Genomic DNA, 23,191 nt, shown 5'->3' on the forward strand with positions numbered 1-23,191 from the left:
TTAAATTTATCTCTTTATTACCTTAACAGATTCAATGCTTCCGTCGTCAAATACTCTTTTCTCAATAATAAAACCTGTGTTCTCTTTTGTTACTTCTTTACCTGTAATATCAAAATATTTTGTAGCAACCACTGTTTTGTTATTTTCTATTATTTCAAGCCCTGTAGCGTTATCATCTATCAACGAAATACCAAAATAACCAATACGCGAGTTTGTACTGCCCGAGACAGTGATTGAGCCAAATTCATCTACTTTATAACAGGCCGGATCTGTTGATGTTTGTTCAATCTGCACTTTACGATAAATGCGAAATGATTTGCATCCGCTAGGAACATTGAGGCTTACACCTGCATTTCCGACCCTAACCATTGCTAGAGGGTATGACTCGTAGAAGATAACACGCTGTTCGTTAAATGGATAAACATCGCAGAATAATACTGCACATTCACCTGCTACATCAACTGTACTCGATGTGCCATTGATTTTGGCTGACTGAATGGTCTTTGCTGCGCTGTTGTCAGTAACTGACACTTCAATATAATCTGTTTGATTGGTAATAATTTCCAGATATTCATATGTTTTAATCCTTTTATTTACATATAAACCGCCGTCGGAATTTTGAAGGCGTGCAAGTCCGCCTGTGAATACTACGATTTCGTTGTTCGAACCTGGGTAAACAACGTTCTCGGTACTCGAAATATATGTGCCCGATGTAGGTGGAGAGTCGTACGTACCTGTCCAATCCCAGCCTAAATCAACATACGATTGAGTAAACCCGTTTAAACATACAGCAGTAAGTACTGCCATGAGAAGTGTAATTTTTTTCATAACTGTAATTTTTAATAATTAATGTTTCACTATGATTACTTAAAATCTTTTTATCAATTTAATGCTCTCGGTTTCGTTATTTGTAACAACTTTCACTATAAGCATTTGTGTATCAATTTTCGCAAGAGGTATTTCGAGCTTTTTGTCGTTACAACCGCTGATTTTATTTAGTAACAGGCCCTCCGCGGAGTATATCATTATATTGCTTATGTCAGTTTTCGAATGAATTTTTAGAACATTGTCGGTAGTGATATGAGCATTTAGTTTGCTTTCTTTTTTTATTTCTTCAATAGTAGTTTTATTTCCTGCGGTATACATTTGTGGCCATGGCATCTGTGTCAGACCGTCGCCTATATAAAAACTAAGATGTGGAGGTTGGTTGTAGCAGACATTTTGCCAGGCAACACTCAGACGGTACATGGGGTCGTGCATAAGGGTGTATAGCCGGTGTTCGGTAGGAATACGGGTGGTATAAATACGTATTTTGGTGGAATCGTTTGCTTCCATGAGAATAACCTCTTCGCGCCAGTCGCCCAAGATATCTGCCGATAACATGGGGGATTTGCGTGAACCATAAATACTTGTTCCTGTGAGAATAAGGATGTTATTGGCTTTGGATCCATTCCATTTAGCAATAGCATTACCGTCGAGTATCTCGTCTTGTAAATCTCCATCCCAATAGATACGGAAACTAATGGTGGGCTTGCTCGTCGAAATGAGTTCACCTTTGCAGTTATACGTTCCATCACCATAAGCACTCCACATTTCAAAACCTCGGTGGTTAGGGTCAATATCAGCAGCCAGTCCGCGACCATTATCATTGTACGAAGGACCTCCCCATATAATTTCCCCAGTGCGGGCATCATGCATTTCATAACCATAGGTACTGGTAGCGGGTGCTTCTTCAAGCACTTGCCATACTTCGAGTCCAGGACGATCGGGATCGAGATCACTCACGTGCATCGCATCGCCATGTCCTAATCCAGTCCGGTATAATAATGTACCGTCATGATTGATAGCACACGAACCATAGATGATTTCGTCGAAACCGTCTCCGTCTACATCTGCCACAGAAAGGTTGTGATTGCCTTGCCCATAGGCACCTTCGCCTGCGATGTCTGATATATGTTCCCAACGTTTTTCTATTTTACCATTTCTGAAATCATAAGCCACTAAGGTCGTTTTTTTGTAATAACCTCTACACATCACGAAACTAGGTCGAACACCATCCAAATAAGCTACACACGACAAGAAGCGATCTACACGGTTGCCGTAACTATCTCCCCAAGAGCTAACATTTCCGCGAGGAATTTCATAGGGAACGGTATGCAATTCTTCACCTGTCAGCCCGTCGAAAACAGTAAGATATTCAGGACCATCGAGAATATACCCACAAGTAGAATTCATTTGCAGGCTACGGTAATCTGCGTTTGGGTCATCGTTATTCATAATAATGTGTTTCCCTTTACCGTCTATGGTTCCTGGAGCGGTTTTGCATACAATCTCTGAGCGTCCGTCACCATCAAAATCATATACCAATAGTTGAGTATAGTGAGATCCGGCGCGAATGTTTTTTCCCAACCCGATTCGCCATAGTTGCGTGCCGTCTAGCTTGTAGGCATCAATAAAAACCTCGCCTGTTATACCCGAATGGGCATTGTCGCGTGCATTTGTGGGGCGCCACATTACAATAATTTCATATTCTCCATCGCCATCCAAATCGCCAACACTACTATCGTTAGGGAAATAGCTATAGTTTTCTCCGTTAGCGTAAACCGTTGTTTTATCTTCTTTTACGTAATTGGGTGGTGTTATTCCTGATTCCGGACGATTGAGCTGGATTGTCATATACTGTTGTGCCCAAGGGGTAACTTCTTTAGAACCTACCGCTTCTTCTTTTCCGTTTATTACTGCCTTTACCTTATAAATATCGGTGGATTTTCCTGTTTTATCGGTAATGTTAGTAGCTTCGGTAGCCGATACGGTTTGTAACAATTCTCCATTTTTGTAAATATTGAAGGCTACTTCCTTTTCATTACCTTGTAGTCGCCAATTGAGGTGCACTCCACTAATAAGCTTAATAGCTACCAAACTTCTGTCTAAAGTTTCCATTTGTCTTTCTTGTCCCTGTATAGGTGTTGATTGCCCAAGAACGAAGAGAATTAAAAAAAGTAGTAAATTTCTCATAGATATAATATTATAATGTGTTATGATGCGCTTGTGCATCATAAAGGCAAAGGTATGAGTAGTACTACATTAAAAAATGGTTACTAATTCCAATATTTGTAATGTAGTTCAGTTGGACTGAAATATGTAGTTCCCTCTTAATGGAACACCATTTTGACCAAAAAATACAGGTAATGGAATTACTGTCTATTCTTAGTGAAAGTCTTTTAGGATAAGTTTGCAGTAGGGTTTCATTTCTTCGGATTGAAACTTCAATGTTTTACTATTTATCTATTAAGTTAATATTTATGAGAAACAAATCGAAGAAGTTTTTGTGGATGCTACTCTTGCTGGTAGCAACAACAGCTGTCGCACAACAAGGGAAAACAATCTCGGGTGTGATAGTAGACAATAATGGTGAGACTGTTATTGGCGCAAATGTTACAGTTGATGGTACATCAAATGGTACTATAACTAATCTTGACGGGGAGTTTAAACTGCAAAATGTGGCAGAGAATGCTAAACTGAAAGTAAGCTACATTGGTTATAACACACAAGTGGTAAGCGTTGCAGGTAAAACAAACTTTCGCATCGTGCTTGAGGAGGATTCACAGGCATTAGAAGAGGTTGTTGTTATCGGATATGGTTCGGTAAAGAAGACTACTTTAACCTCTGCTGTATCTAAAATGGACGCTAAAGGAATAGAAAATCGCCCTCTAGCTCGTCCGGAAACGGCTTTACAAGGACAATTGGCTGGGGTAGCTGTACGTAGTGTAAGTGGAGAACCAGGTGCGGACATGCAAATTCGTGTACGTGGTGCGGCTTCTATCAATGCGTCTTCAGATCCGCTTTATGTAGTAGATGGTGTTCCTATTACGACTTTGAGCGGTATCAATCCAGCCGATATTCAATCTATTGAGGTATTGAAAGATGCTTCTTCGGCGGCTATTTATGGTTCCAGAGGGTCTAATGGGGTGGTGCTCGTTACCACTAAAAAGGGCAAAAGTGGTAAACCGCAAATATCATTTAATGCCAGTTATGGTTTTCAAACAATGGAAAAGAAATTAGATTTGTTAAGTGCCACAGAGTGGATGGAGTTTAGAACAAGATGGAATGATGCTTCGTATTTGTCGGCAGCCAGAGGCAGGGGAGTAGAAGCTAGCATCAGTGACTCCAATAGCCAGCGTATGGCAAAGTTAGGATTGACAGCTGCTAATTACAACTATATGTTGGATGAGCGTTGGTTTAACTATATGAGTGATGAAACAAAAGCATCTCACAACTATACAGCTACTTCCGAGGGATTAAGTTTATTGGACTGGCAAGATGAGTTTTATCGTACAGCTGCTATCCAGGATTACAGCCTAACAGTGTCGGGTGCTACGGAACATACTAATTATCTTTTCTCGGGCGGATACCTCAATCAAGAAGGATTGGCTACCGGAACTGATTACGAACGCGCTGCTTTTCGCGCCAATATAGAATCAAAAATCAATAAATATATTGCTGTAGGTGTACAATTAGCTCCTACTTATATAAAAAGAAACGGATCAGGACTTGCCAATGGAAAGGATTCTCGTTCACATACAGTATTATCGTCTACACCAGTTTCAGAACCGGGAGTAGGGTATATGACTAACGTAGAGCCTAATGTAAGGTATCTTTGGGCAGGTAATGCTCCCAGCCCTGTATATTATATGCAAAAGAATATCCGCAAAGACGAGATGGTGCGCATGTTAGGAAATGCATTCTTGCGTATCACTCCTCTGAAAGGTTTGCGAATTGAACTCTCGGGTTCGGTAAACTACTACGATTACCAACGTAGTTCATACACTTATTCAAGTACAGGTAGTACATGGACGGCAGGAGAGGGAACAAATTCTTCGGGAGGACACAATACTTCGCGTACATGGAGTACCTTATTACAGGCGTTAGTAAACTATGATGCAACCTTTGGCAAACATACCATTAACGCTATGGCAGGTACCTCCTCCGAACAAAGTAATGTTGGTTTTTCAACCGATCAAACATTTAATAAACCTTTTCCTAATGATGCAATTGTTTATTCTTTTGATGGATCGAAAGTGGCTATTGGCACAGATAAGGTAACACAAGCCACACCTAATAAGCTGGCTTCTGTATTCGGACGTTTGCAATATAGTTTTGACGAACGATATGTTTTTTCGGGTAGTTTACGTTATGATGGTGGTTCTGTTTTTGGGGCTAATAATAAGTGGGGATTGTTCCCTGCGCTATCTGGTGCTTGGATTATGTCTAACGAAAATTTCTTTAAGAACATAAACCTCTCGTGGTTTAGTACTTTGAAACTTAGAGCTAGCTATGGAGTAACCGGAAATAATTCTATTAGCGCGACTGCTGCTTATCCTACACTTACCGCGGTAACATATGGAGGTATGTCTGGCTATAACTCCAATACATTAGGTAATATGGATTTGGGCTGGGAAAAAACACACAGTACCGACATTGCAGTTGATTTTGGCTTCCTCGATAATCGGATTCAACTCTCTTTGGACTGGTACACCAAAAACACTAAAGACCTTCTTTACCAAGTGCCTTCATTAGGCGCATCTGGCTTTAGCACTGTGTGGAGTAACATCGGTAATATAAAGAATAGAGGTTTTGAAGTAGAATTAAACACTCGCAATTTCGCGGGAGCTTTTTCTTGGAACACTTCATTTAACTTAGGTTTTAATAAAAACAAAGTAATATCTATTGGTATAGACAATACGCCTATTTATTCGGGTCAAGACAATTCGTCGAATGTGTTGATGGTGGGCAAGCCTGTTAATTGTTACTATATGTACGAAGCTATCGGCGTGTGGAAAACACAACAGGAAATTGATGATTATAGTGCGAAGTTTAATGGGCAAAAGGTAACCTTCCAAGGTACAGCGATTAAACCGGGAGATATTCGTTATCGCGATGTGAATGATGATGGTGTTTTTGATAAGGAAAATGACCGTGCGATAATGGGAAGCCCCACACCAAAGTTTACCTATGGGATGACCAATACTTTCTCATACAAAGATTTTGATTTATCTATCTTATTAACAGCACAGTCGGGTGGGAAAATTTACGGATTAATTGGTCGTGCTATTGACCGCCCTGGTATGGGAGCAACAGGAAATGTATTGGGGCATTGGAGAAATGCGTGGTGGTCGGAAACAGAACAAGGTGATGGAAAAACTCCTTACATTCTTAGTAGTACAACAGGAACTACTGTAGATACACGTTGGCTCTACTCTTCGGACTACCTGCGTGTGAAAAATATTACCTTAGGCTATAAGCTACCTATCAATCCGAAAATTATTTCGTATGCCCGTATTTATGCTTCAATAGAGAACTTGGCGAAATGGGACAATTACTATGGAGGGTATTCTCCTGAATCAGCTAATAACGGTTCCGGACCAGGTGGACAAAGTGCTTTGGGGCTGGATTATAGTAGCTACCCTACGCCACGTATCATAACCTTTGGTGTAAACATTAATTTTTAATCAAAACAAAAAATGAATATGAAAAGAATCATATATATAGCAAAAGCAAGCTTCATGATAGGTGTATGCTTAGCACTAACGTCGTGCGAAGATTTCTTGACTAGTGCACCCAGTAATCTTCTCTCTTCGGATGGGTTTTATCAAACCCCCTCGCAATCGGAACAAGGAATTGTTGGCGTTTATGCAGGGCTTTATGACATGGCTTTACTCGAACATCTTTATCTATCCGAGTGTCGCTCGGACAATGCGTGGGTAACCCCTAAAACAAATGGATTTCGCGAATACTCAGAAATTGGAACTTTTCGGGCGGATTACTCTTTGAGTACATTTGATGATGTATGGAACAAATGGTATAAGATTATTTACGATGCTAATGTAGCACTTGCTAAAATACCATCTTGTGACTTTGGTACTCGTGATGATTTCAAAAATCAACTTTTAGGTGAAGCTCACTTTCTCAGAGGATGGGCATACTTTGAAATGGTTCGTTTATTCGGAAATATTCCATTAATAGATAAACCACTCTCTCCTGATGAAGTGAAAAACATAAAATTATCTCCTGAGCGAGAAATCTATGATAAAATTATTGTTCCCGATTTAATTGAAGCAAAGACAATATTACCAATAAACAGCGAAATGAAAAATGCCAGTACCACATCTATAGCTGGTAAAGGACGTGCCGATAAAATAGCCGCACAAGCTATGTTGGGACGAGTATATATGACTATGGCAGGTTTTCCCTTAAATGATTCCTCGGCACAAGCTTTGGCAGAAACCGAATTGAAGGCAGTAATTACTTTCTCGGAGGGAAATAACAATATGTATTGGGCGCCTGATAGCACGGAGTGGAGAAAACAATTTCTTCCTGCAGATGCGTATTATAACAAATACCCTATTTTTTCGATTCAATATCGTGCTGGAGGTACTGGAAATAAAGCGATATTTTATTTTGGCCCTACATTGCCAACCTCCTACGCAACGTACAATATCTTTGGGAATGGTATTTATGTAGAGAAATCATTGATGTACGAATTTGATAAGGTCTACACACAAGGAGATATACAACTTCGTGATGCTCGTGGATATGATTATTCTATCTTGTCTGGTTTTGATGCCGAACCTAACTTCCCAGAATACTCTAAATCTATCGATAAACTGACATTGGAAGGTGGTAGTGTTGTAGATGTACAATCAAACGCTATGTTTTATAAATTTATGCCTTCAAAGCATAAAATCAATGCACTGGGAATGACGATAGACTATGACAAATCCATGTCGGGTAATCAGGATTGGCCAGTGAATCATCCGGTATTGCGTTATGAAGACGTATTGTTAATGTATGCTGAGATATTAGTTAGTAAGAGTGATGTGGCAGGAGCAATGAATATTGTAAACCGTATTCGCCAAAGAGCTGGTTGCGCCCCCGAATCGACAAATAATGCTACCGAAGCACTTAAGTTTGTTAAGCGCGAACGTCGCATAGAATTAATGGGTGAAGGAGTTCGTTGGTTTGACTTAGTTCGTTGGAATGAGTGGAAAGGAGCTATTGAGAATATGTTTGATAGTTATAATAACCCGGATGGTATAGACAAAGCCAATGTGAAAGAGGGGCGTTATCTTTATCCGATTCCGATGGATCAGGTGAATGTGAAGCCTGGACTGTATAATCAGAATACAGGGTATTAGTTTAATTTTTAGGTAAATTTTGAAAGAAGAAGGGTAAATCAACCCTTCTTCTTTCCACTAAAAGCAATCATAAATCATATCGCCTTTACGTAAGCATGGAGCTTTCGTTTTGTAGGTAACTCTACCCGTATAAAATGTGGGCTAAAAGAGGTGCAACTAATATAAATAACAAAAAAAGACATTAATAACATGAAAAATATATATAAATCAGGAATAACACTTTTGTTCCTATTACTGTTGTGTCGCTACAGCTATGCTCAAGAACACCTCTCCCTCAACGGCAGTTGGCGATTTGCTTTAGCCAAAACACCAACCGAGGCAACTGCCTTGGCTGAATTCTATTTGCCAACCTTTGATGACAGCAAGTTCGATAAAATCCCTGTACCTTCTAATTGGGCGGTGTTGGGCTATGAAGAACCAGTCTATCGCGGATTTAAAGACAATCAAGCTAGCGAAGGGTTTTATTTGCATGAATTTACTATTCCCAAAGGCATGGGCGAGAAACGTGTACTATTACATTTCGGAGGAGTATGGTCGTCAGCAGAGGTGTGGCTGAATGGTCATTACTTGGGTCGTTACGATAGTGGCTATACTTCTTTTGCTTTCGATGTAACGGGTAAACTAAATGGCAAAGGCAAGAATAGTTTGGCTGTTCGCGTGAGACAAGTAACCCGTGACTACAAAAGTGACACCTTCGACGATTGGACTTTGGGAGGCATTTATCGCGATGTAACTCTTGAATCTATGCCTCGTGACAGATATATAGACATGGTGACGGCACAAACTATGTTCGATAATGAATACAGGGATGCCGATCTGAAAATTCGCACTATGATTAGTGACCGACAAAAAAACACATTGCCAGGCAATTACTCTAGTCCAGGAGAACCGTATGATTTACGCGTTACACTTACTAATAAAGAGGGTAAGGAAGTTGTTAAGCAGCAATTAACTATTCCCGCACATATTTCTACTGATCGCGAAGTATCGCTAACGTTACGTGTACAAGCACCTCACCACTGGAATGCTGAGACGCCTTATTTATATAACCTCACGGTAGAATTACTGGAAAGAGGCAATATTTCCCATACACGTACTGAGCGCATCGGCTTTCGTGAGATTTCTACCACAGGTGGTGTGTTTCGCATTAACGGACAGGCGGTAAAGTTACGCGGGGTAAACAGACACGATGAACATCCCGAAGTAGGTCGCGCTACGACACGCGAGCATTGGTTGCAAGATATTACTATGATGAAAGCTGCCAACATCAATTATATCCGCATGGCACACTACACTCACGCACGTGGCTTTATCGAACTGTGCGACGAAATGGGTATGTATGTAGGTAACGAGGTATCATTGGGTGGTGCGTCAATGCTTATGTATGATCCTTCGTTTGCAGGAGCTGTATTGCAACGCTCATATGACACGGTAATTCGCGACATCAATAGTCCGAGTATTATTTATTGGTCTGTGGGTAACGAAGATCCTTTAACTTCACTACATATGGCAGGTGTAAAAACAGTAAAATCCATAGACCCCACACGTCCTGTATTGCTGCCTTGGCGTGCCGAATGTTGGCTGCCCGAAGAGATAGACATTCTTGCACCGCATTATTGGCATCCAAGCGAATACGATGAATTGGCCGCCCAGTCTACTCGCCCAATTATTACCACCGAATACACACATGCCTTCGGTACGCATGGTTTCGGTGGATTGGAAGCGCGTTGGAAAGCGCTTACTAAACATCCGGCAGGAGCGGGAGGTGCTATTTGGATGTGGGCCGACCAAGGAATCAAAACTCCGGTAAAACTCGATAATCCCAATAAATTAAGCGATGGTAACGAATATCTACGCATCGATGAGAATGGTTGGGATGGTATAGTGGATTCGTATCGCAACATAACGCAAGATTATCTAGAAACGAAAGCTGTATACGCGTATGTATATCCTGCAGTAAATACCGTTTCGTTTGTTCCTGGAGAGGCTTCTGTGCGTATTCCTATCCAAAATGAGTATGATTTTACGAACTTGAGTAATGTGAAAATAACATGGTCTATTCGCGAAGATGCTAAAGAACTGGCTTCGGGAATAACTTCTGTTGAAGGAAAACCACATTCCACAGCCATATTCAAACTTCCGTTAGAGGTACTTAAAAGTGTAGAAGCAAGAAAAATATACTATGCATGGCTTACATTTACGAATACACAAGGAATAGAGATTTGTCGTAAGGCAGTAGAACTCCGTCCATCTCTTGAACTGCCTATGCAAGTTGTTCGCAGTACTACGAAGCCAACAGTAATAAATGGAGAAACAGTTATTATACAAGCAAATGATATACGCTACCTCTTTGATTCTAAAACAGGACATTTGGTAAGCGGGGAGATAGGCGGAAAGCAATTAATAACCGAATTGAAACCCACAATCTGGCGCACACCTGACCGTAGTGAAACAAGCGTAATAGGTAGGCAGTTTGCACGTGAAGCGGGGCATTTTAATAAATTTACACCTTCGGTTGAAGTTTGGAACATTGAAGAAAGTGCAACAACTGTTATAATCTCTACAAAAGTAAAATATATCATAGATACAAAGAATAGCTTTGTTGCAACCTATTGTTACACCATTGGCGCAGACGGTAAACTGGATGTGCATTACGAGTTCTTGACCAATGTAAGTGTTCCGTCATTACCTGTGGTAGGTATGGAAATGAAGACAGTAAAGGAGTTGGATAATCTGTATTGGTTAGGACTTGGCCCTTACAACGGCTATCCCAACAAACAATCTGCAGCTATACTTGGTGTATGGGGTGGTGTAGCCGGAACTACAGAAACTATAGGAACAAAAGTTACTCGCTGGATTGAACGAAGTGGGAGCGCTGGTAAATTACATATAACCAATATTGGCTATATGGAACATAGCGCTGCCAACCCCGAAGTTATTTCAATACTTTCGGGGGTTGCAGCAAGACCAGAGAAAGGGCGCAAAGCGGATGATTCTTTTCCGCGATTATTGACGGATGAACTGTTCGTGGGTGGATTTACTGTGGAACTCATGAAGTAATATCTAATAAAAAAACAAAAACAATTTCAAAAACAGGAATTTTGTTTTTGAAATTGTTTTTTAGAGGTATTTTTGTAAATAAAAGTATGTAATATGAAAAAAACATCATTGATTTTTTGTTTAATAATTGCTCTTTGCACCACTCTCTTTGCACAACAAGAGCCTACTTGGGACAATACCTCGAAAAAGAAATGGAGTGATGCATTTGTTGAGGTAAGCATTACTTCTTCTGTGGATGGAACGCAGCAAAAAGCGTTTATGTACAGTTCTAAGAACAGAACGCCTCAACCATTAATTGTAAGTCTTCACACTTGGAGCGGGAATTATACACAAACCGACCCATTAACTAAAGAGATCTTGGCACGCGATTGGAATTATATTCACCCCGATTTTCGTGGTGCGAACAATCATCCTGAAGCAATGGGTAGTCCGTTGGCTATTTCTGATATTGAAGATGCTATCAGATATGCGGTAGAACAAACCAATGCAGATCCTGAGGAGGTACATGTAATTGGTGTTTCAGGTGGCGGATATGCAACTTTACTCTCGTATATGAATACTATATATCCAGTGAGATCTTTTTCAGCTTGGGTTCCTATTTCAGATATTGAAGCATGGTACTGGGAATCGGTTGGGAGAGGACAGAAATATGCTATTGATATAATCAAATCGCTTTCAAGTGATAGTGTTTTCTATCGTGACGAAGCTGAACGACGGTCTCCCATTCAACATACGTTTCCTGTTGATATAAGAAAGAATGCAAAACTATATATTTATGCAGGTATTCACGATGGCTATAGAGGCTCTGTTCCGATTACTCATTCGCTCAATATGTACAACCGTTTGGTTGGCGAGCTGAAATATAATGATGCTACAACCGACGAAATTTCGGTAAAAGCTTTTTCGGATAAAGATTTGGTTTCGAAAAGCGAGATAGTCGAACTCTTATCGAAACGAATAAATCCCGATAATAATAGAAACAAAACTTTATATGGTCGAAATATTCATCTTTTCCGTGAATATGAGAATATTCAACTGACGATTTTCGAAGGACGGCACGAGCAATTGCCACAAGCATTAGGCTTAATTCCTTATGAAAAACAGGTAGATTTGAAAAAGAATATATTAATCTTAGGAGATTCGAATGCTGCTAATTCTGATGGATGGGCAACACAGCTCCAAGGAATGATTCCAAACTCTTCGTTTTTTAATATTTCTAAAAGCGGTAGAACAATTGGTTTTGATAATAATGGCAAAGCAGCCCTAAATATGCTGAGAAATATTGATAGTTGTTTAGATGAGGTGCATAATCAACTAGTGAAAGGAAAGATTGATTATGTAATAGTGAATCTTGGAACTAACGACACAAAAGTAGAATTTTCAGAAAGACAGCAAGAAATTCTTGCTAATTTTGAACAATTACTGAACAAAATAAAAAAGCATAAGCTGTACAAGAATTCGAAACTCATCTTCGTTACACCTCCACCAATACGCGCTACGGATGTGTCTAAAAAGTATAATGGAAGCAATGAAAGGTTGAGTGAGTTAATTCCACAATTGAAATCTATTGCGGAAAAGAAAAAAGTTAAAGTCGTCGATGTTTATCAACCTTTGCTTGGCGTTTTAGATTATTATGCTCTAGATGGTGTACACATGAGTGCAAAAGGACAAGAAATAATTGCATTGAAAATTCTTAATGGTATAAACCAGTGATCTGTAGCATCTCATTGGGTACACAGAAGCAATAAAACTCGTTGTCTCATTACGCAGTTTTCTCAATAAATTTTAGTGCTTTGAGAATAAATACTCACCATGTTGAGAAACTATTCTCTCCTTGTTGAGTATTTGTTCTCACCATGGTGAGAAAATCGTAACAATACATTTCCTGACTCGTAGAGTACATAGAACCAACAATACTCGTCGTCTTTATAAAAGCAAAATAACAACAATCAATAAATAAATAATATCAAACCATGAAAAAGTATTCGCAAATCACTCTCCTTTTTTTATTGTATTTAGTAATTCCTTTAGCTGCTTATGCCCAACTAAGTCTTCCTAAAGTGCTTAGTGATAATATGGTATTGCAACAAGGTAAGAAAGTAACTATCTGGGGAAGTGCTACTCCTCGGGAGTCGGTAATCGTGAAATTCCAGAAGCAAACCAAACGAACGCAAGCAGATGAAAACGGTAATTGGGCGGTTCAGCTAGATGAACTAAAGAGTACCAAAGTATCGCAACAGCTTATTGTTCAAGGAAAAAACAAGAAAATAGTATTGAAGAACATCCTAATAGGTGAGGTGTGGCTAGCATCGGGCCAATCGAATATGGAGTATTCTATGAATAAACATTTGCACTATGCCAAACCACAACGGGGAGATAAAGAGTTTCTTCAAAAATCATTCAAAGCAGCCAATAGCCCTATCATCAGAGTAATGTATGTGGAGAAAAACCTGAAAACAGATACTTTACCTTCCAAAGGTTGGCAAATGCTCAATGAAGAATCGTTGGCGCCCGTTTCGGCTATTGGTTACTTTTTTGCAAAGTCATTAGTCGACAACATAGATGTTCCTGTTGGTATTATTTCAACTTCTTGGGGAGGTACGCCCATTGAGACATGGACTCCTCCATTGGGCGAGCGGTATATAAAGATGGTGGAACCTATGGCTCCTTATTCGCTTCGCGGATTTTTGTGGTATCAGGGCGAAACAAATTTGATAAATGGAGATACCGATGCTTACACCGCCAAGCAAAACAATCTTGTAGAGAGTTGGCGCGCAGCTTGGAAAGACGATAGTCTGTCGTTCTACTATGTTCAATTGGCTCCTTATCTCTACTCACCCCGCAGAGGAACTCTTGTAGCAAACACATGGGAAGCTTTGCCGCTCTTTTGGAAAGCACAAACAGCTTGTTTATCCATGCCACATACCGGAATGGTAGTAACCACCGACTTGGTCGATAACCTCAAAGATATACATCCTAGTTATAAGTGGGTAGTAGGAGAGCGCCTGGCACGATTGGCTTTGGCTAAAAACTATGGAAAAACAGATGTAATTTGTAGTGGTCCTACTTTTAATAGTTTGTCTGTTCAAGGAACGGAAATCATTCTCGAATTTGACAACGTAGGATCAGGTCTTACTACTAATGACGGCAAAGCACCTAATTGGTTCTACCTTAAAGACAAAAAAGGTGCATTTAAGAAAGCGAATGCAGTTATCAAAAACAATACAATAGTACTGCCAAAGGATAATAATACTAAAGAACCCGTTGAGGTACGCTTTGCGTGGGATGAAGAAGCCATGCCCAATCTTTTTAATAAGGAAGGGTTGCCCACTGTACCTTTTAGTACGGCTCATTGAAGAAAATAAAATTCAAATACACACTATATCATGAAAAACCACCAAACTTTTTTTTGTTTTTTTGCTTTATTGCTCTTAAGCAACCTAACTCTCAGCGCTCAGCGCGAAGTAATCCTCCTTGATCAAGGTTGGGGTTACAAACCTATTTCGGCTACCAAGAATAATGTGGCGCTTACCTCCGTAACTATTCCACATACCTGGAACGCAAACTATATTGAGGGAACCACCCTGTATAATCGCGAAATGATGGTGTATAAACGCCCTCTTGAAATTACACCGGCAATGAAAGGTAAGCGGTTGTTTCTCTATTTTGAGGGAGTAAACTCGGTAGCTGATATCTTTGTAAACAGGCAAACCGTAGGGCAACATCATGGTGGTTATACTGCTTTTTGTCTGGAGATTACAGATTATGTAACAGCAGGAAACAACGAACTGGAGGTATGGGTAAGCAATGCTTATCGTACAGATGTTATGCCTATCAGTGGAGACTTTAATGTCTATGGAGGTATTCATCGTCCATGCCACCTTGTAGTAACGGAGAATAATTGTATTTCGCCGCTCTTCTATGCTTCGCCCGGATTATTCATTCATCAGGAAAATATATCTAAACAGTGTGCGGAGATAATGATAGAAACAATGTTTTCCTTGAAAGAAAAGAAAGCCGGATTGACGCTGAAAACTTCTGTAATCGATGCTACCGGGAAAATAGTAGCCAATCAAGAATCGGATGTAAAGAGTGCTTCTATTAAGCAGCCTTTTAAGATAGCGAATCCTACTCTATGGAATGGGAAAAAGAATCCTTATCTCTATACGGTTATTGCCGAATTGTATGATAATGGTAAACTTATAGATCGTGTGTCGCAGAAGACCGGATTTCGTTTCTTTCATGTAGATCCCGACAAAGGTTTCTTTCTTAATGGTGAATATCTGGACTTGTATGGCTTTTGTCGCCATGAAGATGTGGAGGGGAAAGGAAGTGCTTTAACAAAAGAAGATTATAACCTTGATATGTCTATAATCAACGAAATTGGTGCTACTGCCATGCGCTTGGCGCATTATCCACATGCCGAACCTATGTACAATCTGTGCGATGAAAACGGCATTGTGTTGTGGACAGAAATCCCCTTTTGTGGTCCCGGAGGTTATGCTTATACAGGATATCTGAAAAATGAAGCTTTTGAGAATAATGGCCGTCTTGCTGTGAAAGAGCTTGTGTACCAAAAGTACAATCATCCTTCTATCGTTTTTTGGGGTATCTTTAATGAAATACTGTTGACTGTAGATCGTTTCAAAGCATACGATAACCCCGTTCCTTACGTGAAAGAGCTCAATGCCCTCTATAAAAGTATTGATAAGCAACGCCTTACAGCTTTTGCTACCTGTGTGGATCAAACAGATTATCTGGATTGCGCCGATCTTGTAGCTTGGAATAAATATTTCGGCTGGTATAGCGACGCTGCTCCTGCAGCGGGCAAGTTCTTCGATCATGCGCGTGCTACTTCCAATAATAAACCTGTTGGAGTATCTGAATATGGTGCAGGTGGTAGTGTGAAGCATCATCAATGGCCGTTGAACGCTAGCAATAAAATATCGGGAAGCAATATTGTAGATGGTATGCTTCCGGCTTCTTTTCACCCCGAAGAGGCACAGGCTCATTGTCATGAAGGTAATTGGGATGCTTTCTCGGAACGTCCGTACTTGTGGGGCAAATTTATCTGGCTGTTTGCTGATTTTCAATCATCTATTCGTCGTGAAGGAGATAAAGATGGCATAAACGACAAAGGTTTGCTTACCTACGACCGTAAAACGAAAAAAGATGCTTTTTACTTCTATAAAGCCAACTGGAATCCCGAGCCTATGCTCTACATAGCCAGCCATCGTTTTGTGGAAAGAACTGAGGCGCTTACTCAAATTAAAGTCTATAGCAACCTGAAGGAAGCAACACTCTATATTAACGGTAAGAAGATTGGTGTGGCTAAGAAAGATAGGCTAAACCGTATGTTATGGAATGATGTTAAGCTTGCTCCGGGAAAGAATGAAGTGTTAGTAAAAGGCAAGGCAGGAAAGGTCATGTTGGAAGATGCTTGTACGTTGATCTTAAAATAGCGTTGTATACAAAAAAAGGAGGTGTATCAGAAATAATATTCGATGCACCTCCTTTTAATATATATAAGAGAGAGATTTGCTATTTATTTTTTTTCCATAGTTTACTCATTTCTTCCAACGTTTTACCTTTTGTTTCGGGTACCCATTTCCAAACGAAAACAGCCGATAGTAATGCGAACGTTGCATAAATTAAGTATGTACCGCCTACGCTCCACTCCGAAAGTGATGGGAAAGTACTTGATACTGTAAAGTTGGCAATCCATTGTGCTGCTACTGCTATAGCAACTGCTTTTCCACGAATAGTGTTAGGGAATATTTCCGAAATCAACACCCAGCAGATAGGACCCCAGCTCATCATAAATGAAGCGGTGTAGATAATGATAAATACCAACGCTGCTACACCAATCAGGTTCATAAACGAAAGGATACTCAAGGCGAGCATACCAACCATCATACCGATAGAACCTATAATTAGCAGCGGTTTGCGACCAAACTTATCTACTGTAACAATAGCTACTACTGTAAAGATAATGTTCACAATACCCATTACCACGGTTTGAACCATGGCAACATCGCCTGTTGTTCCCATATTCTGGAAAATACGTGGGGCATAATAAAGCACTACATTGATACCTACCGCTTGTTGGAAAATAGAAAGCAAGATACCAATGATAATAACCCCCACACCGTATGTGAATATTTTTTCGCTCTTTTCAACAGCGGTTACTTTAATTTCTTCAAGGATAGAAGCTGCACTCTTCTTGCCGTTGATACGTTCCAAAATACCAAGAGCTTTCTCTGGTTGTCCACTCAAAACAAGGTAACGTGGAGTTTTAGGAACAAAGAACAACATAAGACCAAATAAAGCAGCGGGGAATGCTTCGCTAAGGAACATTCTTCTCCAGCCAATAGATACCATTAAATCGGCACTAGCCAGACTGTTGCGAATGAGGTAGTTCACGAAGTAAACTACTAACATACCGAAAATAATAGCAAATTGGTTCCACGAAACCAAACGTCCACGCATATTAGCGGGAGCTACTTCGGCAATATACATAGGGCAAACAGCCGATGCAAGACCAACGCCGATACCTCCTAAAATGCGATATAAATTGAATGCAACCAATAAATCTTTAGTTGGCACACCATAATCAAAGAAAAGAAACTCGGGATAGTACGATCCGAGAGCAGAGAGGAAGAAAAGTAATGCGGCAATGCGCAGTGAGTTCCTACGACCAAAGCGTGAAGCAAAGATTCCCGAAATTGCTCCCCCGATAACGCAACCGATAAGTGCACTCGATGCGGTTACGCCATGCCATGCTTTGTTGTATTCAAAATCGGTGGCGCCCATAAAAAATGTTTCCAGACCACCTTCGGCTCCTGAAATAACCGCAGTGTCGTATCCGAAAAGTAATCCGCCTATTACAGCCACTGCTGTAACGCCATAAAGGTAGAGCTTGCTACCATCGTTTGTTGTATTTTTCATGAATGTAGTTGAGATGAGTTGAATGAATAAAGGCCGCGCTGAAAAAGCGCAGCCTTTACTTTATTAATTAAATATACATATTAAGATACGCTTCGTAAAGCTCTTGCTTGCCGCTGATTTGTTTCGGCTCGCCATTAGCTTTAGCATAGGCAACCAAGTCTTCTAATGACAACTTGCCATCTTCAAACTCTTTACCTTTACCTGCGTCAAATGAAGCGTAACGTTCTGCAAACATTTTGCAGTAAGGAGAGTTGTTCAGGAAGTCGGCTGCGTTTTCAAGTGCGCGAGCCATTACATCCATTGCGGCGATGTGTGCAATGAAGATATCTTCCAAATCGGTAGAGTTACGACGAGTTTTCGCGTCGAAATTTGTTCCACCGTTGCCCAAGCCACCATTGCGAATGATTTGCATCATAGCTTGTACCAATTCAAATTGGTCGATAGGGAATTGGTCTGTGTCCCAACCGTTTTGGTAGTCGCCACGGTTAGCGTCGATAGACCCAAGCATGCCATTATCTACAGCTACTGCCAATTCATGCTCAAAAGTATGACCAGCCAATGTTGCATGATTTACCTCGATGTTTACTTTGAAGTCTTTCTCCAATCCGTGTGCTTTCAGGAAGCCGATAACAGTTTCAGTGTCTACATCGTATTGGTGTTTGGTTGGCTCCATTGGTTTTGGCTCAATCAGGAATGTTCCTTGGAAGCCTTTGCTGCGAGCATAGTCACGAGCCATAGTCAATACTTGCGCCAAGTGATCTTTCTCACGTTTTTGGTCTGTGTTCAATAATGACATATAACCTTCGCGTCCGCCCCAGAATACATAGTTTGAACCACCCAACTCGATTGTTGCGTCGATAGCATTTTTGATTTGTACTGCTGCGCGAGCTACTACATCAAAATTTGGATTGGTAGCCGCACCGTTCATATAGCGTTCATGACCAAATACATTGGCAGTGCCCCACAATAGTTTAATGCCTGTTTCGGCTTGTCTTTGTTTGGCATAAGCTACGATAGCTTTCATATTTGCTTCGTATTCTTCAATAGTTTCGGCTTCGTCTATCAAGTCCACATCATGGAAGCAATAGTACTCAATACCTATTTTTTGCATGAATTCAAAACCAGCGTCCAATTTGTCTTTAGCAGCTTGCAGACGGTCTGTATTTGTTTTCCATGGAAAAGTTTTTGTACCACCACCAAATGGGTCGCCACCTTCGGCGCACAAAGTGTGCCACCATGCCATAGAAAATTTCAACCAATCTTTCATTTTCTTTCCGTTGATTTCCTTTTCGGGGTCATAGTAACGGAATGCCATAGGGTTTTTGCTCTCTTTTCCTTCGAACTTAATTTTCCCAACTGATGGGAAAAACTCTTTTGTTGCCATAAAAAACTTTTTAATTTAATTGATTAATATTAGTTTGTATATCTACTTGCTCATTGATTTCTCTAAGCGTCGTTTCCATCTTTCATACGCATCGGCGTACTCTTGCCGTTGCGCCACATTGGGTTCTATTACGTCCAATTTCTCTAGTGTTGCAAAAGCTTCTTTATTGTCTTTATAGATACCAGCACCGATACCAGCGCCTTTAGCAGCTCCTACTGAACCGTCGGTGTTATAAAGCTCGATAACCGCACCTGTTACCCCTGCCAGTGTTCCTCTGAAGATAGGGCTCAGGAACATATTGGCATGACCCGCATGTATTTTATTTACACGGATACCCATCTCTTCCATAATGTCGATGCCATATTTAAAGGAGAAGACAATGCCTTCTTGTGCAGCACGAATAATGTGTTGTTTACTGTGTGTGTTGAAATCTACTCCGCGGATGCTACAACCTATTTCGCGATTGTTTAGCATACGCTCTGCGCCATTACCAAAAGGTAAGATACTTACACCTGCACTACCAATAGGCGCTTTGGATGCTAATACGTTCATGTCGTCATAGGAAATACCTTCGGGGGCGATGTTTCTCTTTACCCATGAGTTAAGAATGCCTGTGCCATTGATACACAAGAGAACGCCTAAGCGAGTTTGTTCTGCGTTATGGTTTACATGCGCAAAGGTGTTTACGCGTGATTGCGGGTCGTAGTTTACATTGCCGTTTACTCCATATACTACACCCGAAGTTCCTGCTGTAGAGGCAATCTCGCCCGGATTGAATACATTCAGTGAGAGGGCGTTGTTGGGTTGGTCGCCTGCACGATAAGTGATCGGTGTGCCTTCTTTCAATCCCAGTTCGGCAGCAGCGATAGCATTTACGCGTCCTTGCTCGGCAAAAGTAGGCTTAATGTCGGCTATTAGTGAGTCGTCAAAACCATAGTGCTTCATCAGGAAGTCTGCCACTTGGTTCTTTTTAAAGTCCCAGAAGATACCTTCGGAGAGTCCTGAAATGGTGGTGCATATTTCACCACTAAGTTTCATGGCGATATAGTCGCCGGGCAGCATGATTTTATAAATACGTTCGTACAGTTCCGGCTCGTTCTCTTTAATCCATGCCAGTTTAGATGCAGTAAAATTCCCCGGTGAGTTGAGTAGGTGGGAGAGGCATTGCTCTTCGCCCAAAGTTTCGAATGCTTTGTTTCCATAAGGAACCGCACGCGAGTCGCACCAGATAATGGAAGGACGCAATACCTGTTGATCTTTGTCCACACACACCAGCCCGTGCATTTGATAAGAGATACCAATTGCTTTGATTTCTGCCGAACTGATTCCCGACTCTCTTAACACTTCAGTGGTAGCGCATTTAAGGTATTCCCACCAGCTATCCGGATTTTGTTCTGCCCAGCCCGGACTTACTGCTATAATCTCTGCTTCTGTCTTTGGGAAAAAAGCAGAGGCTATACTTTTACCTGTTTCCGCGTTTACTAAACTCGCTTTAACGGACGAGCTTCCGATATCATAACCTAATAAAAACATGTTGTCTGTTAATTTGTTATTATTTCCTTTGTTTATTATAAATTTTCTTGTCGAATTTATAGTAGCGAGCCGCGCGATGTGGTACTCCTTTCTGTCGTTCATCGAGTTGTACCACATATTCCATCATGGCGATTTTCTTGTGGAAATTACGCACATCCACTTTTCTTTCATATACCAGTTCAAAGAGCGTACGCAATTGTGCCGCAGTAAATTTGCGAGGCAGTAGGTCGAATAAAATAGCAGGGTTTAGCTCTACAAATTGGCGCATATATACTAATGCTTCCTTAATAATAAGGTTATGGTCGAACGCAAGACTTGGTACGTCATTAATTCCTACCCAACAAGCTTGATATTCATCCAACTCCGACTGACTGAACATTTTCCCAATCTTCACCATTGCTACATAGGCAATAGTCACAATACGTTCTACCTTTGATTCCATAGCTCGTTCCAACCAACGTACATCCTTAGGGTCGCTCGTTCTGTTTTTTGAACCAAATGCTTTGAACTGCGATAAACTAATGTTCTTTACACCAGTCAATTCATTAAGCACACGTTTTGCGGCATCATCTAAATTTTCGTCTGTATAAATAAGGCTTCCGGGTAGCTTCATGTCGCGAAATACACTACCGTTATCTTCGCCCATTCGTTTGATGAGAAGTACTTTAAGTTCTTCATTTTCAAATCCTAATACAACACAGTCTACTGATATGTGGTTGTTTGCTAAAGGTGTTTTAATAGGGGTTTGTGACATAGCCTTTTTTGTTTATAGCTGCAAACATACAAATTAAAACAATAGATAAGTTGAAAAATAATATGCTATAAAACATTAAATATCAGAATGATGAATATCATGTTTGTTACAATAAGGAATGGTGGGGTTTTCATATACTGTACAATATGAATTGTGTGATGTTTTTTTTGACTGTTTTTCACTTCACTTTTGACTGTTTTACGAACTGTTTCTGACTGTTTTCTTAACACAAAAACAGTCAGAAAATTAGCGGTGAAGACAAACTGTATTTGGAGTCTATATGAACCTGCTGGGCGGACTAATTGTGTATTAAATTAATTCCGCTAACGATTTTTATGAATATACAAGCTTTATTTCCTTTGGAGATTTGTTCCAATGGAAAACATTTTATACCTTTGCATTGTTATTCTAAAATTAAAAGGGAAAAATAGGAGTAAAGTAGTATTAAATAAGTAAGTATGTAGAGATGAAAAAGATGGTAATCGCACTGTTTCTTGTAAGCCTTGGGTTTACAGCGTGCAACGGACAAACGAGTAAGAACAATAAGAGTATTAATCAAAAAAAAGAAAATACAATGACAACAATTCATTTAACAAAAGCAGATTTTTTAAGTAAGGTTGCTAACTATGAAGCTAACCCTTTGGAGTGGAAATATCTAGGTGATAAGCCTGCAGTAATTGACTTTTATGCCTCTTGGTGCGGGCCATGTAAAATGATAGCACCGATTTTAGAAGAACTGGCTGCCGAATATGGCGATGATATCTATATCTATAAAATCGATACGGAGAAAGAGCAGGAGTTGGCAGCGGTGTTTGGCATTCGTTCAATCCCTACACTTTTGTTTGTACCCATGGAAGGTGCTCCTCAAATATCGCAGGGTGCTATGCCTAAAGCTTCACTTAAAGAAGCCATAGATAGTATTTTGTTGAAAAAATAAACTGAAAACATGATGGAACCAAGAGAAGAACCTTTGTGCCGGATACGTGATATATATAGGGCAATCAGTGATTTCGAAGTAGAGTTTTATAATAAATATGGAGTAAAACTGAACGAAGGAATGCTTTTATGTTCCTTATACACAATGGGGCAATGCTCGTCGGGCAGAATTGCGGAGATGCTGGGGCTCACACTATCCAACTCTTCTAAAGTAATATTGTCGGCCGAAAAGAAAGGATTGGTGGAGCGTATTGTGGGGAAGGAAGATAAGCGGCAAATGCTTTTCGAACTTACCCCCCAAGGAAAGAAGTGTATCGAAACGATTAAATGCGAATCGGATACAATTGTGGAGTTAATATCAAAAATAAAGAAGATATAAGT

At 40.3% G+C, this 23,191-nt stretch carries 14 protein-coding genes; 8 read left to right on the forward strand and 6 right to left on the reverse strand.

What is annotated here, in order from left to right:
* Window positions 1-6: 6 nt before the first annotated feature.
* Together D0T50_RS01055 and D0T50_RS01060 are read right to left on the reverse strand one after the other, a co-directional pair.
* The gene (locus tag D0T50_RS01055; RefSeq protein ID WP_163221078.1) at window positions 7-828 is read right to left on the reverse strand and encodes a hypothetical protein; all 822 of its coding nucleotides are present in this window, start codon (window positions 826-828) and stop codon (window positions 7-9) included.
* A gap of 39 nt (window positions 829-867) precedes the next feature.
* Window positions 868-2,940, reverse strand: coding sequence for a rhamnogalacturonan lyase (locus D0T50_RS01060; RefSeq protein WP_304521089.1), 2,073 nt, complete (start codon window positions 2,938-2,940; stop codon window positions 868-870).
* 392 nt (window positions 2,941-3,332) lie between these two features.
* Between D0T50_RS01060 and D0T50_RS01065 the strand changes: the two genes are divergently transcribed.
* From D0T50_RS01065 to D0T50_RS01090, 6 genes are all read left to right on the forward strand, one after another.
* The gene (locus D0T50_RS01065) at window positions 3,333-6,509 is read left to right on the forward strand and encodes a TonB-dependent receptor (protein ID WP_163221309.1); all 3,177 of its coding nucleotides are present in this window, start codon (window positions 3,333-3,335) and stop codon (window positions 6,507-6,509) included.
* Window positions 6,510-6,527: 18 nt separating this feature from the next.
* Window positions 6,528-8,195, forward strand: coding sequence for a RagB/SusD family nutrient uptake outer membrane protein (locus D0T50_RS01070; RefSeq protein ID WP_163221081.1), 1,668 nt, complete (start codon window positions 6,528-6,530; stop codon window positions 8,193-8,195).
* A 189-nt stretch (window positions 8,196-8,384) separates the two neighbouring features.
* A complete protein-coding gene (locus D0T50_RS01075; RefSeq protein WP_163221083.1) occupies window positions 8,385-11,255 on the forward strand; it encodes a glycoside hydrolase family 2 TIM barrel-domain containing protein in 2,871 nt (956 codons plus the stop codon).
* Window positions 11,256-11,348: 93 nt separating this feature from the next.
* Window positions 11,349-12,968 carry an SGNH/GDSL hydrolase family protein gene (locus tag D0T50_RS01080; protein WP_163221085.1) on the forward strand — a complete coding sequence of 540 codons (1,620 nt, stop codon included), beginning with the start codon at window positions 11,349-11,351 and terminating at the stop codon, window positions 12,966-12,968.
* A 260-nt stretch (window positions 12,969-13,228) separates the two neighbouring features.
* Entirely contained in the window at window positions 13,229-14,611 is a 1,383-nt protein-coding gene (locus D0T50_RS01085) for a sialate O-acetylesterase (RefSeq protein ID WP_163221087.1), read from the forward strand.
* A 30-nt stretch (window positions 14,612-14,641) separates the two neighbouring features.
* Entirely contained in the window at window positions 14,642-16,717 is a 2,076-nt protein-coding gene (locus D0T50_RS01090; RefSeq protein WP_163221089.1) for a glycoside hydrolase family 2 TIM barrel-domain containing protein, read from the forward strand.
* A gap of 79 nt (window positions 16,718-16,796) precedes the next feature.
* Here the strand turns inward: D0T50_RS01090 and xylE are convergent, their stop codons facing one another.
* From xylE to D0T50_RS01110, 4 genes are all read right to left on the reverse strand, one after another.
* Complete coding sequence (xylE, locus tag D0T50_RS01095) at window positions 16,797-18,203, reverse strand: D-xylose transporter XylE (protein WP_163221091.1); 1,407 nt, start codon at window positions 18,201-18,203, stop codon at window positions 16,797-16,799.
* 67 nt (window positions 18,204-18,270) lie between these two features.
* Entirely contained in the window at window positions 18,271-19,587 is a 1,317-nt protein-coding gene (gene xylA, locus D0T50_RS01100) for a xylose isomerase (RefSeq protein WP_163221093.1), read from the reverse strand.
* Window positions 19,588-19,629: 42 nt separating this feature from the next.
* The gene (locus D0T50_RS01105) at window positions 19,630-21,120 is read right to left on the reverse strand and encodes a xylulokinase (protein WP_163221095.1); all 1,491 of its coding nucleotides are present in this window, start codon (window positions 21,118-21,120) and stop codon (window positions 19,630-19,632) included.
* A 19-nt stretch (window positions 21,121-21,139) separates the two neighbouring features.
* Complete coding sequence (locus tag D0T50_RS01110) at window positions 21,140-21,874, reverse strand: NUDIX domain-containing protein (RefSeq protein WP_163221097.1); 735 nt, start codon at window positions 21,872-21,874, stop codon at window positions 21,140-21,142.
* 466 nt (window positions 21,875-22,340) lie between these two features.
* Here D0T50_RS01110 and trxA point away from each other — a divergent pair, with 466 nt between their 5' ends.
* Window positions 22,341-22,811, forward strand: coding sequence for a thioredoxin (gene trxA / locus D0T50_RS01115; protein WP_163221099.1), 471 nt, complete (start codon window positions 22,341-22,343; stop codon window positions 22,809-22,811).
* 12 nt (window positions 22,812-22,823) lie between these two features.
* Entirely contained in the window at window positions 22,824-23,189 is a 366-nt protein-coding gene (locus D0T50_RS01120; protein WP_203558161.1) for a MarR family transcriptional regulator, read from the forward strand.
* Window positions 23,190-23,191: the final 2 nt, after the last annotated feature.

It is taken from the genome of Bacteroides sp. 214 (assembly GCF_010501015.1).
GTDB lineage: Bacteria > Bacteroidota > Bacteroidia > Bacteroidales > Bacteroidaceae > Bacteroides.

Excerpts from the sequence above, each read along its gene's own strand:
- D0T50_RS01105 (WP_163221095.1), bottom strand. The coding sequence starts at position 21,120 with ATGTTTTTATTAGGTTATGATATCGGAAGCTCGTCCGTTAAAGCGAGT.
- xylE (WP_163221091.1), bottom strand. The coding sequence starts at position 18,203 with ATGAAAAATACAACAAACGATGGTAGCAAGCTCTACCTTTATGGCGTT.
- D0T50_RS01080 (WP_163221085.1), top strand. The coding sequence starts at position 11,349 with ATGAAAAAAACATCATTGATTTTTTGTTTAATAATTGCTCTTTGCACC.
- xylA (WP_163221093.1), bottom strand. The coding sequence starts at position 19,587 with ATGGCAACAAAAGAGTTTTTCCCATCAGTTGGGAAAATTAAGTTCGAA.
- trxA (WP_163221099.1), top strand. The coding sequence starts at position 22,341 with ATGAAAAAGATGGTAATCGCACTGTTTCTTGTAAGCCTTGGGTTTACA.
- D0T50_RS01090 (WP_163221089.1), top strand. The coding sequence starts at position 14,642 with ATGAAAAACCACCAAACTTTTTTTTGTTTTTTTGCTTTATTGCTCTTA.
- D0T50_RS01070 (WP_163221081.1), top strand. The coding sequence starts at position 6,528 with ATGAAAAGAATCATATATATAGCAAAAGCAAGCTTCATGATAGGTGTA.
- D0T50_RS01075 (WP_163221083.1), top strand. The coding sequence starts at position 8,385 with ATGAAAAATATATATAAATCAGGAATAACACTTTTGTTCCTATTACTG.
- D0T50_RS01065 (WP_163221309.1), top strand. The coding sequence starts at position 3,333 with ATGCTACTCTTGCTGGTAGCAACAACAGCTGTCGCACAACAAGGGAAA.
- D0T50_RS01060 (WP_304521089.1), bottom strand. The coding sequence starts at position 2,940 with ATGGAAACTTTAGACAGAAGTTTGGTAGCTATTAAGCTTATTAGTGGA.
- D0T50_RS01085 (WP_163221087.1), top strand. The coding sequence starts at position 13,229 with ATGAAAAAGTATTCGCAAATCACTCTCCTTTTTTTATTGTATTTAGTA.
- D0T50_RS01120 (WP_203558161.1), top strand. The coding sequence starts at position 22,824 with ATGGAACCAAGAGAAGAACCTTTGTGCCGGATACGTGATATATATAGG.
- D0T50_RS01110 (WP_163221097.1), bottom strand. The coding sequence starts at position 21,874 with ATGTCACAAACCCCTATTAAAACACCTTTAGCAAACAACCACATATCA.
- D0T50_RS01055 (WP_163221078.1), bottom strand. The coding sequence starts at position 828 with ATGAAAAAAATTACACTTCTCATGGCAGTACTTACTGCTGTATGTTTA.